The sequence below is a fragment of the Streptomyces sp. NPDC045026 genome, from assembly GCF_056432625.1.
On record NZ_JBWKIS010000003.1, the window covers coordinates 589,792 to 602,050 of the forward strand.

At 69.5% G+C, this 12,259-nt stretch carries 14 protein-coding genes and 4 tRNA genes; 12 read left to right on the top strand and 6 right to left on the bottom strand.

Annotation, left to right across the window (positions count from 1 at the left end; genetic code table 11):
• Nucleotides 1-22 precede the first annotated feature (22 nt).
• From AC07EJ_RS10010 to AC07EJ_RS10025, 4 genes are all read left to right on the top strand, one after another.
• Nucleotides 23-95 (top strand) — tRNA-Glu (locus AC07EJ_RS10010).
• A 62-nt stretch (nucleotides 96-157) separates the two neighbouring features.
• Nucleotides 158-230, top strand: a tRNA-Glu gene (locus AC07EJ_RS10015).
• A 30-nt stretch (nucleotides 231-260) separates the two neighbouring features.
• Nucleotides 261-332, top strand: a tRNA-Gln gene (locus AC07EJ_RS10020).
• Nucleotides 333-360: 28 nt separating this feature from the next.
• Nucleotides 361-433, top strand: a tRNA-Glu gene (locus tag AC07EJ_RS10025).
• 152 nt (nucleotides 434-585) lie between these two features.
• Here AC07EJ_RS10025 and ndgR read toward each other — a convergent pair.
• Entirely contained in the window at nucleotides 586-1,302 is a 717-nt protein-coding gene (ndgR, locus tag AC07EJ_RS10030) for an IclR family transcriptional regulator NdgR (RefSeq protein WP_100595026.1), read from the bottom strand.
• Between the two features lie 185 nt (nucleotides 1,303-1,487).
• Between ndgR and leuC the strand changes: the two genes are divergently transcribed.
• The 4 genes from leuC (at nucleotide 1,488) to AC07EJ_RS10050 (ending at nucleotide 4,819) form a co-directional block, all read left to right on the top strand.
• Entirely contained in the window at nucleotides 1,488-2,918 is a 1,431-nt protein-coding gene (leuC, locus tag AC07EJ_RS10035; protein ID WP_389485794.1) for a 3-isopropylmalate dehydratase large subunit, read from the top strand.
• 6 nt (nucleotides 2,919-2,924) lie between these two features.
• Complete coding sequence (gene leuD / locus AC07EJ_RS10040) at nucleotides 2,925-3,518, top strand: 3-isopropylmalate dehydratase small subunit (RefSeq protein ID WP_389485792.1); 594 nt, start codon at nucleotides 2,925-2,927, stop codon at nucleotides 3,516-3,518.
• A gap of 269 nt (nucleotides 3,519-3,787) precedes the next feature.
• The gene (locus tag AC07EJ_RS10045) at nucleotides 3,788-4,018 is read left to right on the top strand and encodes an SCO5555 family protein (RefSeq protein ID WP_389485790.1); all 231 of its coding nucleotides are present in this window, start codon (nucleotides 3,788-3,790) and stop codon (nucleotides 4,016-4,018) included.
• 138 nt (nucleotides 4,019-4,156) lie between these two features.
• A complete protein-coding gene (locus AC07EJ_RS10050) occupies nucleotides 4,157-4,819 on the top strand; it encodes an HU family DNA-binding protein (RefSeq protein WP_362904769.1) in 663 nt (220 codons plus the stop codon).
• Between the two features lie 111 nt (nucleotides 4,820-4,930).
• Here AC07EJ_RS10050 and AC07EJ_RS10055 read toward each other — a convergent pair whose 3' ends face one another.
• Both AC07EJ_RS10055 and cofC read right to left on the bottom strand, forming a co-directional pair.
• On the bottom strand, nucleotides 4,931-5,134 hold the full coding sequence (locus AC07EJ_RS10055; protein ID WP_389485788.1) for a hypothetical protein: 204 nt from the start codon (nucleotides 5,132-5,134) through the stop codon (nucleotides 4,931-4,933).
• Nucleotides 5,135-5,147: 13 nt separating this feature from the next.
• Nucleotides 5,148-5,783: a 2-phospho-L-lactate guanylyltransferase gene (cofC, locus tag AC07EJ_RS10060; protein WP_389485786.1), complete on the bottom strand. Its 636-nt coding sequence runs from the start codon at nucleotides 5,781-5,783 to the stop codon at nucleotides 5,148-5,150.
• 165 nt (nucleotides 5,784-5,948) lie between these two features.
• On the opposite strand from cofC, the gene AC07EJ_RS10065 reads away from it, so the two are divergent.
• Genes AC07EJ_RS10065 through AC07EJ_RS10075 form a run of 3 tightly spaced genes read left to right on the top strand, consistent with a single transcriptional unit; the run spans nucleotide 5,949 to nucleotide 8,970 of the window.
• Nucleotides 5,949-6,749 (top strand): lysophospholipid acyltransferase family protein, encoded by an 801-nt coding sequence (locus tag AC07EJ_RS10065; RefSeq protein ID WP_389485784.1) that lies wholly within the window; start codon nucleotides 5,949-5,951, stop codon nucleotides 6,747-6,749.
• Nucleotides 6,746-7,756, top strand: a complete 1,011-nt coding sequence (locus AC07EJ_RS10070; RefSeq protein WP_389485782.1) for an NAD(P)H-dependent glycerol-3-phosphate dehydrogenase — start codon at nucleotides 6,746-6,748, stop codon at nucleotides 7,754-7,756. Before AC07EJ_RS10065 ends, AC07EJ_RS10070 begins: the two co-directional genes overlap by 4 nt.
• Nucleotides 7,757-7,812: 56 nt before the next feature.
• Nucleotides 7,813-8,970, top strand: a complete 1,158-nt coding sequence (locus AC07EJ_RS10075) for a D-alanine--D-alanine ligase family protein (protein WP_389485780.1) — start codon at nucleotides 7,813-7,815, stop codon at nucleotides 8,968-8,970.
• A gap of 21 nt (nucleotides 8,971-8,991) precedes the next feature.
• On the opposite strand, the gene AC07EJ_RS10080 is transcribed toward AC07EJ_RS10075, so the two are convergent.
• Both AC07EJ_RS10080 and AC07EJ_RS10085 read right to left on the bottom strand, forming a co-directional pair.
• Nucleotides 8,992-9,483, bottom strand: coding sequence for a DUF3515 domain-containing protein (locus AC07EJ_RS10080; RefSeq protein WP_389485778.1), 492 nt, complete (start codon nucleotides 9,481-9,483; stop codon nucleotides 8,992-8,994).
• 20 nt (nucleotides 9,484-9,503) lie between these two features.
• Nucleotides 9,504-9,737: an Lrp/AsnC family transcriptional regulator gene (locus AC07EJ_RS10085; RefSeq protein ID WP_362904783.1), complete on the bottom strand. Its 234-nt coding sequence runs from the start codon at nucleotides 9,735-9,737 to the stop codon at nucleotides 9,504-9,506.
• Nucleotides 9,738-9,961: 224 nt separating this feature from the next.
• Here AC07EJ_RS10085 and AC07EJ_RS10090 point away from each other — a divergent pair, with 224 nt between their 5' ends.
• Entirely contained in the window at nucleotides 9,962-10,927 is a 966-nt protein-coding gene (locus AC07EJ_RS10090; RefSeq protein WP_100595034.1) for a thiamine-phosphate kinase, read from the top strand.
• 5 nt (nucleotides 10,928-10,932) lie between these two features.
• Here the strand turns inward: AC07EJ_RS10090 and AC07EJ_RS10095 are convergent, their stop codons facing one another.
• Complete coding sequence (locus AC07EJ_RS10095; RefSeq protein WP_389485775.1) at nucleotides 10,933-12,243, bottom strand: FAD-dependent monooxygenase; 1,311 nt, start codon at nucleotides 12,241-12,243, stop codon at nucleotides 10,933-10,935.
• Between the last annotated feature and the right edge of the window lie 16 nt (nucleotides 12,244-12,259).

Genomic DNA, 12,259 nt, shown 5'->3' on the forward strand with positions numbered 1-12,259 from the left:
TCGCGGATTCCAGATCCGCAAAGCCCCCGTTGTGTAGCGGCCTAGCACGCCGCCCTCTCAAGGCGGTAGCGCCGGTTCGAATCCGGTCGGGGGTACAGATCCTTCCCAGGGGGACAGTCCGGGTCGCACCCGCTGTTTTTCATGCAGGATCGCTAGGGCCCCCGTTGTGTAGCGGCCTAGCACGCCGCCCTCTCAAGGCGGTAGCGCCGGTTCGAATCCGGTCGGGGGTACTGATCGGGCCATCCAGGCCTGGATCGCATTGGGCTATGGTGTAATTGGCAACACGACGGTTTCTGGTTCCGTTGTTCTAGGTTCGAGTCCTGGTAGCCCAGCTGGATAGTGTGGCAACGCAAGATCCTTGCCCCCGTTGTGTAGCGGCCTAGCACGCCGCCCTCTCAAGGCGGTAGCGCCGGTTCGAATCCGGTCGGGGGTACAAGACAGCAAGAGGCCCTCCCCAACAGGGGAGGGCCTCTTCGCGTTGTCCGGAGCGCGTGAGCCTGAAAGGTCTCACCAAGTGTCAACTCGGGCCGGTCGCTGCGGCGTTGAAGCGGCCGGCCCGAGGGGGAGCGGTGTGGAGGGGGAAGGTCAGCCGGTGCGGCGCAGGGCCTCGGACAGACGGCCCGCGGCGTCGATGACGGCCTGCGCGTGCATCCGGCCCGGGTGGCGCGTCAGGCGCTCGATCGGTCCGGATACCGAGACCGCCGCGACGACGCGGTTCGAGGGGCCGCGCACCGGCGCGGAGACGGACGCGACGCCCGGCTCCCGCTCGCCGATCGACTGGGCCCAGCCGCGGCGTCGTACGCCCGACAGGGCCGTCGCCGTGAAGCGGGCGCCCTGGAGGCCGCGGTGGAGGCGCTCGGGCTCCTCCCAGGCCATCAGGATCTGCGCGGACGAGCCCGCCTTCATCGTGAGCGTGGAGCCCACGGGGACGGTGTCCCTGAGGCCCGAAAGGCGCTCGGCGGCCGCGACACAGATACGCATGTCGCCCTGCCGGCGATAGAGCTGCGCGCTCTCGCCCGTCACGTCACGGAGGTGGGTGAGTACCGGGCCCGCCGTCGCGAGCAGGCGGTCCTCGCCTGCCGCCGCGGCCAGCTCGGCCATGCGCGGGCCGAGGATGAAACGGCCCTGCATGTCACGCGCCACCATGCGGTGGTGTTCCAGTGCCACGGCGAGACGGTGTGCCGTGGGTCTTGCCAGTCCGGTCGCCGCGACCAGCCCCGCGAGGGTGGCCGGACCGGACTCCAGGGCGCTGAGAACAAGGGCCGCCTTGTCCAGAACGCCGACGCCGCTAGAGTTGTCCATGCGTCGATACTCGCGTCTCACTCTGTGAAACGCAAGTTCAATTTCCCGTGAAACTTGACACCCTGTACTTACAGCGGCCCGCAGACCAACGGGCCGGGACGTTCACGTCCGGTACGAGGGGTACGGACGTCGGCGACCACGATCTCTAGTTAGGCCGGCTCACGATGTCGGCCGGAGGGAAAGCGATGGGTAGGACACTCGCGGAGAAGGTCTGGGACGACCACGTCGTCCGGCGCGCCGAGGGCGAGCCCGACCTCCTCTTCATCGATCTGCACCTGCTGCACGAGGTGACCAGCCCGCAGGCCTTCGACGGCCTGCGCCAGACCGGTCGCCGGGTGCGGCGGCTCGACCTCACCATCGCGACCGAGGATCACAACACCCCGACCCTCGACATCGACAAGCCGATCGCCGACCCGGTCTCGCGTGTTCAGCTGGAGACGCTGCGCAAGAACTGTGCCGACTTCGGTGTGCGCCTGCACTCGCTGGGTGACGTCGAGCAGGGTGTCGTGCACGTCGTCGGCCCGCAGCTGGGCCTGACCCAGCCGGGTACCACCGTCGTCTGTGGTGACTCCCACACCTCCACGCACGGCGCGTTCGGCGCGCTGGCCTTCGGTATCGGCACCTCCCAGGTCGAGCACGTCCTGGCGACCCAGACGCTGCCGCTGGCCCGTCCCCGCACGATGGCCATCACCGTCGACGGCGACCTGCCCGACGGCGTCACCGCCAAGGACCTGATCCTCGCCATCATCGCGAAGATCGGCACGGGCGGCGGCCAGGGCTACATCCTGGAGTACCGCGGCTCCGCCATCGAGAAGCTCTCGATGGAAGCCCGCATGACCATCTGCAACATGTCGATCGAGGCCGGCGCCCGCGCGGGCATGATCGCCCCCGACGAGACGACCTTCGCCTACCTCGAGGGCCGCGCGCACGCCCCGAAGGGCGAGGACTGGGACGCCGCGGTGGCGTACTGGAAGACGCTGAAGTCGGACGACGACGCGGAATTCGACGCCGAGGTCGTCATCGACGCCGCCGCGCTGTCGCCGTTCGTCACCTGGGGCACCAACCCCGGTCAGGGTTCGCCCCTGTCGGCGCAGGTCCCCGACCCTGCTTCGTACGAGGACGCTTCGGAGCGCCTCGCCGCCGAAAAGGCCCTGGAATACATGGGGTTGACCGCCGGGCAGCCGCTGCGCGACATCAAGGTCGACACCGTCTTCGTAGGTTCGTGCACCAACGGCCGCATCGAGGACCTGCGCGCCGCCGCCGATATCGTCGGGGGCCGCAAAGTCGCCGACGGCGTACGGATGCTGGTCGTTCCGGGCTCCGCGCGAGTGGGTCTGCAGGCCGTCTCCGAGGGTCTGGACAAGGTCTTCAAGGAGGCCGGCGCCGAATGGCGGCACGCGGGCTGCTCGATGTGTCTGGGCATGAACCCCGACCAACTCGCCCCCGGCGAGCGCTCCGCGTCCACCTCGAACCGCAACTTCGAGGGACGGCAGGGCAAGGGCGGCCGTACCCACCTGGTCTCGCCCCAGGTCGCCGCCGCCACCGCCGTGCTGGGCCACCTGGCCTCTCCGGCCGACCTGTCCGACACTGACGCCCGTACGCCCGCTGGAGTCTGATCAGCCATGGAAGCATTCACCACGCACACCGGCCGGGCCGTCCCGCTGCGCCGCAGCAACGTCGACACCGACCAGATCATCCCCGCCCACTGGCTCAAGAAGGTCACCAGGGACGGTTTTGAGGACGGGCTCTTCGAGGCCTGGCGCAAGGACCCCGAGTTCGTGCTGAACAAGGCCGAACGCCGCGGCGCCTCGGTCCTGGTGGCCGGCCCCGACTTCGGTACCGGTTCCTCCCGCGAGCACGCGGTGTGGGCGCTGCAGAACTACGGCTTCAAGGCCGTCATCTCCTCCCGGTTCGCCGACATCTTCCGCGGTAACTCGCTCAAGAACGGCCTGCTCACCGTGGTGCTCGACCAGAAGATCGTGGAAGCGCTCCAGGACCTCGTGGAGAGCGACCCCAAGGCCGAGATCACGGTCGACCTGGAGGCGCGTGAAGTACGGGCCGAGGGCGTCACCGCGGCCTTCGAACTCGACGAGAACGCGCGCTGGCGGCTGCTGAACGGCCTGGACGACATCAGCATCACGCTCCAGAACGACGACGCCATCGCGGACTACGAGTCCAAGCGTCCGTCGTTCAAGCCGCAGACCGTGCAGATCTGAACTCTGCAAGGCTGATTCCGGCCATCGCAACAAGCCTCTGTACCCCCAATCGTGGACGGTTGGGGGTACAGCTGTGTCCGGCCTCCGATCGCTCGCGGAGCGCCGTTCCGGGGGTCTCAACTCCCCGTGTTTTCAAGGGTGTTCATGAGATACCCGTGCGCTGCGGCGCCGGTGCGCGCAGGCCCCGTCGAGGGGCCCAGGAGGCCCGCCAGGGACGGCAGTTACCCCCTGCGGAGGCGACAACTCGCCCCAGATGGCACAATCTGTGCATGGAACACGACGGCCAACTCCAGCTCTATGCGGCGGTCGCGGACCAACTCAAGGAAGCGCACTCCAGGGTGCGCGCACTGCAAGTCCCGGAGGGCGTACGGATGGCGCTGACCCGGAAGCTGCTGGTCATTACGGCCGCGGCCAAGCACGATCTCGCCGATGCGGCAAGGCGGCTGGACCGATTCATGGTGGACCTCGAAGAGGGTCGATTCCCACAAGAGGACCACTGAAGAACTTCGTGACAGCCCGAGTTCGTTGCGGCACAAGGGTGATTAGCCCGTTTCGTGTTTGATTTGCGGTATATATCTGCCTAACGTGCGAAAAAGCCGGATCGGATACGTTCCGGCAATGTCTCCGAAGGGGAAGACGTGAACAAGGCGCAGCTCGTAGAAGCGATTGCCGACAAGGTCGGCGGCCGTCAGCAGGCCGCGGACGCCGTCGACGCGGTCCTGGACGCCATCGTCCGTGCCGTCGTCAGCGGGGACCGGGTCTCGGTCACCGGCTTCGGCTCGTTCGAGAAGGTCGACCGCCCGGCCCGCTACGCCCGTAACCCGCAGACGGGTGAGCGGGTGCGGGTCAAGAAGACCTCCGTTCCGCGTTTCCGTGCCGGTCAGGGCTTCAAGGACCTCGTCGCGGGCTCGAAGAAGCTCCCGAAGAACGACGTGGCCGTGAAGAAGGCGCCCAAGGGCAGCCTGACCGGCGGCGCTTCGGCGACGGTCAAGAAGGCCGCGGCCAAGAAGGCCACCGCCAAGAAGGCCACGGCGAAGAAGGTCACCGCCAAGAAGGTCACCGCCAAGAAGACGACGGCGAAGAAGGCCACCGCCACGGCGAAGAAGGCCACCGCCAAGAAGGCCACCGCCACGGCGAAGAAGACCACCGCCAAGAAGGCCGCTCCGGCGAAGACCGCCGCGAAGAAGGCCACCGCGAAGAAGACGGCGCCCGCCAAGAAGGCCACGGCCAAGAAGGCGCCCGCCAAGAAGTCCACTGCGCGCAAGACGACCGCCAAGAAGACCACCGCCCGCAAGAAGTAAGGGCGACGGCCTCGAGGGCCCTCACGCGCCGGGCCGGGCTCCCCTCGGGGAGCCCGGCCCGCGGTGTTTCGCGAAAGCTCAGTTCATGCGAAAGGCCAGTTCAGAAGGGGCTCAGAGCGTCTGCAGCGTCACCAGCGTGATGCGCAGCGCCGCACCCTCGCCCTCGACCTCGATACGGACCCGCTGCCCGGGGCGCAGCAGCCGGAGGCCGCCCGCGTCGAACGCCGGGGCGTCGAAGGGGATGGGGGTGCCGTCGTCGAGCAGCACGCTGCCGCAGCGGGAGTCGGAGTCGTATGTGTACGCGGTCGCCTGCATGCAGGCAGCGTACTCAGTCCGGGATCAGCAGCCCGGCGGCCGCCCCCGCGGTGCGCGGCCCGACGCCGAGTGACAGCGCCGCCCGCAGGTCCTCGCCGGTGTCCACGTCCTGGCGCACGGAGTCGACGCCCGTCAGCGGGAGTTCCACCGCGCCGGACGCTGCATGACGGGCGCGGGACGCGGTGCCGAATGCGGGGTGCAATTCCGTACCGGGGCTCGCACTGAGAAGTGTGGTCCCGATTCCCGCGGCATCGGGAAGAAATGCGCGGGGAAATAGCGCGGCATCCGCAAGAACCCGGGACAATTCCGCCGACCGCAACGCCGGCAGATCGGCGTTGAGTGCCGCGACGGCCGCGTCCGGGCGCCGGGCCCGCGCCGCCGCCGCACCGTGCGCCAGAGCGGCGTTCAGACCCGCTCCCGGGGCATCGGGGACGATCAGGGCGCCCAGGGCGGCCAGCTCCCTCCCGGCGAGCGCGTCGTCCGTGACTACCACCACATCCCGCACCCCGGCCGCGGCGGCCGCGGCGGCCACGGTGTCCTGCGCGAACGCCAGCGCGAGCCCGGGACGCACCCCGTCCCCCGCGGTGGGTGCCAGCCTGCTCTTGGCCCGCACCAGGGGTTTCAGCGGGATCACCAGGGTCCACTGCACGTGAGGTCCGTCCCTTCGGGTCGCGCTCATTGTGACCTGGCGCGTGAGGTGGGCATAAACGTGCGGGCGTACGGTGTTCTCGACAGACCGGCGGCCTGGGGCGACACTTGTGCGGCTGACCAGGTCCGAGAGGGCCTTCAAGGGTCCATAGAGGAAGGTGTCCGAGTGTCCCGCCGCAGAATCGGCTTCTGGTACCGCCTGGCGGCGGTCATCGCTAAACCGCCGCTCGTGGTTCTGATCAAGCGGGACTGGCGCGGAATGGAGAACATTCCGGCCGACGGCGGATTTATCACCGCGGTGAACCACAATTCGCATCTGGACCCGTTCGCGTACGCGCACTTCCAGTACAACACCGGACGCGTTCCGCGATTCCTCGCGAAGCACGGGCTCTTCAAGAAGGGGTTCATCGGCGCCATCATGCGCGGCACCGGACAGATCCCCGTCTACCGCGAGACCACGAATGCGCTCAGCGCGTTCCGTGCCGCCATCGACGCCGTCGAGCGCGGGGAGTGCGTCGCCTTCTATCCCGAGGGCACCCTCACCCGCGATCCGGACCTGTGGCCCATGACCGCCAAGACGGGCGTCGCGCGCGTGGCACTGCAGACCAAGTGCCCCGTGATTCCCGTCGCCCAGTGGGGCGCCAACCTCGTGCTCGCGCCGTACGCGAAGAAGCCCGACCTGCTGCCGCGCAAGACGCATCACGTCCTCGCCGGACCGCCGGTGGACCTGGAGCGCTTCTACGACAAGGAGATGACCCCGGAACTCCTCAAGGAGGTCACCGAGGTCATCATGACGGCGATCACCGGACTGCTCGGTGAACTGCGCGGCGAGCAGCCGCCGCAGCGGCGTTACGACCCCCGTGAGGCGCGCATCGCGCAGCGTCGTAAGGCCGCCAAGGCCAACCCCCTTACGGAACAGGCCGGTTCGGCCGCCATCGAGCACGGAAGTCCTGAGGAGAGCAAGTGACCCCACCCGTCAAGGCGGCCGTCTTCGGAACCGGCTCCTGGGGCACGGCCTTCGCCATGGTGCTCGCCGACGCGGGGTGCGACGTCACCCTGTGGGCGCGCAGGCCCGAACTGGCCGAAGCGGTCAACTCCACGCGTACGAACCCCGATTACCTCCCCGGCATCGAACTCCCGGGCAACATCAGGGCCACCACCGACGCCGCTCAGGCCGCGGACGGCGCCGAGTTCACGGTGCTCGCCGTGCCCTCGCAGACGCTGCGCGCCAACCTCGCCGAGTGGACGCCGCTGCTCGCGCCCGACACGGTCCTCGTCTCCCTCATGAAGGGCGTCGAACTCGGCTCCGCCATGCGGATGAGCGAGGTCATCGAGGACGTCACCAAGGTCGGCGAGGACCGCATCGCGATCGTCACGGGCCCCAACCTCGCCCGCGAGATCGCCGCCAGGATGCCCGCCGCCGCTGTCGTCGCCTGCCGTGACGAATCGGTTGCGCAGCGCCTCCAGACCGCCTGCCACACGCCGTACTTCCGGCCGTACACGAACACCGACGTGATCGGCTGCGAGCTCGGCGGAGCCGTGAAGAACGTCATCGGGCTCGCGGTCGGTATCGCCGACGGCATGGGTCTCGGCGACAACGCCAAGGGCTCGCTCATCACGCGCGGGCTCGCGGAGACCACCCGGCTCGGCCTCGCGATGGGCGCCGATCCGCTCACCTTCTCCGGGCTCGCGGGCCTCGGCGACCTCGTCGCCACCTGCTCCTCGCCCCTGTCGCGCAACCACACCTTCGGCACCAACCTGGGCAAGGGCATGACCCTCCAGGAGACGATCGCGGTCACCAAGCAGACCGCCGAGGGCGTCAAGTCCTGCGAGTCGGTGCTCGACCTGGCGCGCCGGCACGGCGTCGACATGCCGATCACCGAGACCGTCGTCGGCATCGTGCACGAGGGGAAGTCCCCGGTCGTCGCACTGAAGGAGATGATGTCGCGCAGCGCCAAGCCCGAACGGCGCTGACGCGGGGCTCGCCGGACGCTGACTCCGCTGCTACCAGCAGGTACGCTCAACGCGATATGAGCAGCGAAAACCTTCCCCAGAGCAGCCGCCCGTCGGGCCAGAAGCCCCGCGTGGCCGTCGTCTTCGGCGGTCGCAGCTCCGAGCACGGCGTTTCCGTCGTCACCGCGGGCGCCGTGCTGCGGGCCATCGACCGCACCAAGTACGACGTGCTGCCGATCGGCATCACGCGGGAGGGGCGTTGGGCGCTGACGGCCGACGATCCCGAGCGGATGGCCATCACCGACCGCAAGGTGCCGGACGTCGCCGAGCTCGCCGAGTCCGCCGAGGGCGGCGTCGTGCTCCCCGTCGACCCGTCGAGCCGCGAGGTCGTCTACACGGAGCCCGGCTCCGTGCCCAAGGTCCTCGGCGACGTCGACGTCGTGTTCCCCGTCCTGCACGGCCCGTACGGCGAGGACGGCACCATCCAGGGCCTGCTCGACCTGTCCGGGACGCCGTACGTCGGCTGTGGCGTCCTGTCCTCGGCCGTCGGCCAGGACAAGGACTACATGAAGCGGGTGTTCACCTCGTTCGGGCTGAAGGTCGGCCCCTACCTGGTGATCCGGCCGCGCGAGTGGGAGAGCGACCGGGAGGGTGCGCGGCGCCGCATCGCGGACTTCGTCGGCGAGCAGGGCTGGCCGCTGTTCATCAAGCCCGCGCGCGCGGGCTCGTCGATCGGCATCACCAAGGTCGACTCCTTCGACGGCCTCGACGAGGCGATCGAGGAGGCCCGCAGCCACGACCCGAAGATCATCGTGGAGGCGGCGCTCGTCGGCCGCGAGATCGAGTGCGGGGTCCTGGAGTTCGAGGACGGGCCGCGCGCGAGCGTGCCGGCCGAGATCCCGCCGGTCCAGGCCCACGACTTCTACGACTTCGAGGCCAAGTACATCGACTCGGCGTCCGGCATCGTGCCCGCCCCGCTCACCGAGGAGCAGACGGCCGAGGTGCAGCGGCTCGCGGTCGACGCGTTCGACGCGGCGTCCTGCGAGGGCCTCGTGCGCGCCGACTTCTTCCTCACCGAGGACGGCGAGTTCGTGATCAACGAGATCAACACGCTGCCCGGCTTCACCCCGATCTCCATGTACCCGCGCATGTGGCAGGAGAGCGGTGTGAGCTACCAGGAGCTGGTGGACCGCCTCATCCAGGCGGCGCTGAACCGCTCCACGGGACTGCGCTAGCCCCGGAGCGAAGCACGCACGTCAGTCGGCGATCCCCTCGGGGATCGCCTTCTTGACGGGACCGGCGAAGTCGACCAGGGGCGAGGCCCCCTCGGCGGCCAACTCCTTGGGCAGAGTGACCTCCACGTAGGCGACCCGCAGCGTCGTCGTGAGCACCTGCGTGCCGTCGTCGCGCTTCTCGTACGCCCAGCCCACGCCGTTCACCTTCACCGGCAGTGCCTGGGGATCGTCCATCAGCGCGGGCCGTTCGACACCGCAGCGCAGTATGATCGCCGGATCTCCCCACCCCGCGGTCAGCTCGGACCGCGGAGAGGGGTCGTTCCTTCCGTGCCCGTCCACCGTGTCCGGAAGCCTTTTGTGCAGGTTGCGGCACAGGTCGGTCACCTTGGCGTCAGGGGTGGGAACCGCTGCGTGCGCCGAATCGTCTGCTGAGGAGCAGCCCGAGACGGCGAGCAGCAGGGCCAGGGCGGGGAGCCCGGTGGCAAGACGGGGCCGGTGACGGAAGAAGTTCACCGGCCAAGGTTAGACGGGGGCTACAAGTGCACGACCGGGCAGGTCAGAGTTCGGGTGATGCCGTCCACTTGCTGGACCTTGGCGACCACCATGCGGCCCAGCTCATCGACTGTTTCGGCCTGTGCGCGCACGATGACGTCGTAGGGACCTGTCACGTCCTCGGCCTGGATCACCCCCGGGATCTTGCCGATCAGCTCGGCTACGGTCGACGCCTTGCCGACTTCGGTCTGAATCAGGATGTACGCCTGTACCACGGAACCTCCAGGGCGGCCACGAGGATCATGTGGGGAGAAGAGACGCCACGGTATCGCGTCGCCGCTCGCCGCGGGGAGACCCGCGGAGGCTGTGGCGTACACACTGCGACTGACGGACGGCGGGCACCGTTCAACGGGACGGTCCCGCCCATGACAATGACCGTACCTATGACAGAGACGGCTCGCGACCGCAAGCGGACCGGGGCAGAAGGGGCAGTACGCGCATGAAGGGCACCGTCGGCGAGCTCGGCGAGTTCGGGCTCATCCGAGAGCTCACCTCCCGGCTCACCACCACCCCGGCCGTACGACTCGGCCCGGGCGACGACGCGGCCGTGGTGGCCGCGCCGGACCGCAGGGTCGTCGTGAGCACGGACATCCTCCTCGAAGGGCGGCACTTCCGCCGCGACTGGTCGACGGCCTACGACGTCGGGCGCAAGGCGGCCGCGCAGAACCTCGCGGACATCGCCGCCATGGGCGCCGTCCCGACCGCGCTCCTGCTCGGCCTCGTGGTCCCCGCCGAACTCCCCGCAAGCTGGCCGAACGAGCTGATGGACGGCCTGCGCGACGAGTGCCAGGTCGCGGGCGCCGCCGTCGTCGGCGGCGACGTCGTACGCGGTGACACGATCACCGTCGCGATCACCGCGCTCGGCGACATGCGCAACCACGAGCCCGTCACGCGCGCCGGCGCACAGCCCGGCGACGTGGTCGCGGTGACCGGCTGGCTCGGCTGGTCCGCGGCCGGCCATGCGGTCCTCTCGCGCGGCTTCCGCTCGCCCCGCGCCTTCGTCGAGGCCCACCGCAGGCCCGAACCGCCGTACCACGCGGGCCCCGCGGCCGCCGGGCTCGGCGCCACCGCCATGTGCGACGTCAGCGACGGCCTCATCGCCGACCTCGGGCACATCGCGGAGGCCAGCAAGGTCCGTATCGACATCAAGTCCGGGAAGGTCGACGTGCCTTCGCAGATGAACGACATCGGGCAGGCCGTCGGCGTCGACCCCATCCAGTGGGTGCTCACCGGGGGAGAGGACCACGCGATCGTGGCCACCTTCCCGCCGGACGTGAAGCTGCCCGCCCGCTGGAAGGTGATCGGCGAGGTCCTCAACCCGTCGGCGCTGCCGCAGGTGACGGTCGACGGCGCTCCGTGGACCAACAAGGGCGGCTGGGACCACTTCGGGGACATCGAGGCCTGACGGGCTCACCGGTCGCGCACGACGGCGGCCGGTGCGGTCAGCAGGGCCGGGTAGTCCTTCAGGTCGAGCGCGGTGGCCGCCTTCTCCGTCAGGCGCTTGAAGAACCCGGCCATCAGGCGGGAGCTGAGCAGCCGGTACATCCGGTCGCGGCTGCGGATCCTCCGCTCGGTGGGCGGGGCGAAGAACGGGCCCGCGTTGCCCGAGATCTTCTGGCAGCCCTTCGCGAAGTCCCCGATCTGCGCCTCGTAGGCGGCGAACGCGGTGCGGTGGTCGCCGCCGGCCAGGGCCAGTTCACCGGCCAGGACGTACGCGCCGACGATCGCGACGCCGGTGCCCATGCCGCCCATCGTGGCGCCGTACCCGGCATCGCCCAGCAGGACCACGCGGCCCTTGGTGAGCCGGTCGACGTGGATCTGGGCGATGGCGTCGAAGTACAGATCGTCGGCGTCCTCCAGCGCCTTGAGGACCCGCGGCGCCTCCCAGCCCAGGCCGGCGAACCGCTCCGCGAGGATCCGCTTCTGCTGGTCCACGTCCCTGCGGTCGAAGTCGAGGGGCCCGGAGCGGAACACGAGGAGCGCGCCCGCGCGGTCCGGGTCACCGTCGTAGTTGCTGACGCAGACCGCGCGGCCAGGGTCGCTGTACAGGAGTCCGGTGCGGTCGAGGCCCAGGTGGTTGGGGATGCCGAAGCCGGCCACGTAGTGGTCGAGGAAGCGCAGGTACCGCGACTCGTCGCCGAACGCGAGGCGGCGGGTGGGGGAGTGCAGCCCGTCGGCCGCCACCACGAGGTCGAAGCGGCGTGGGGCCGCGCGCTCGAAGGTGACGTCGACCCCGTTGTCGTCCTCGGCCAAGGTGGCGATCGAGTCGCCGAAGACGTACTCCACGGCGCCCTTGCTGTGCTCGTGCAAGCCGTGCTCGTACAGGCCGTGCTCGTACAGGCTGTGCTCATAGAGGATCTGCGAGAGGTCGCCCCGGAAGATCTCCACGTCGCCGCTCATCAGCTCCGCCGGCAGATCGACGCGCGGAGTGCCGTCCGCGTCGACGACGGTCTGCCGGCCCATGTGGGTCTGTCGGGCATGGATGTCGTCGTGGATGCCGAGCGCGGTCAGGACGGTGCGGTGCACCCAGCCGCGGAAGTCGACGGCGAATCCGCCCTCGCGCAGGGTGGGGGCCTTCTCGACGACGGTGACGCGCGCCCCGTGCAGGGACAGGGCGAGGGCGGCGGCGGGGCCTGCGATGCTGGCGCCGGAGACCAGGACATCGAGGTGGGACAGCCGGGTCGATGCGTAAGGGGCCGGGTTGTGGTGTGTGTTCTTCATGCACCGAGCGTCGCGG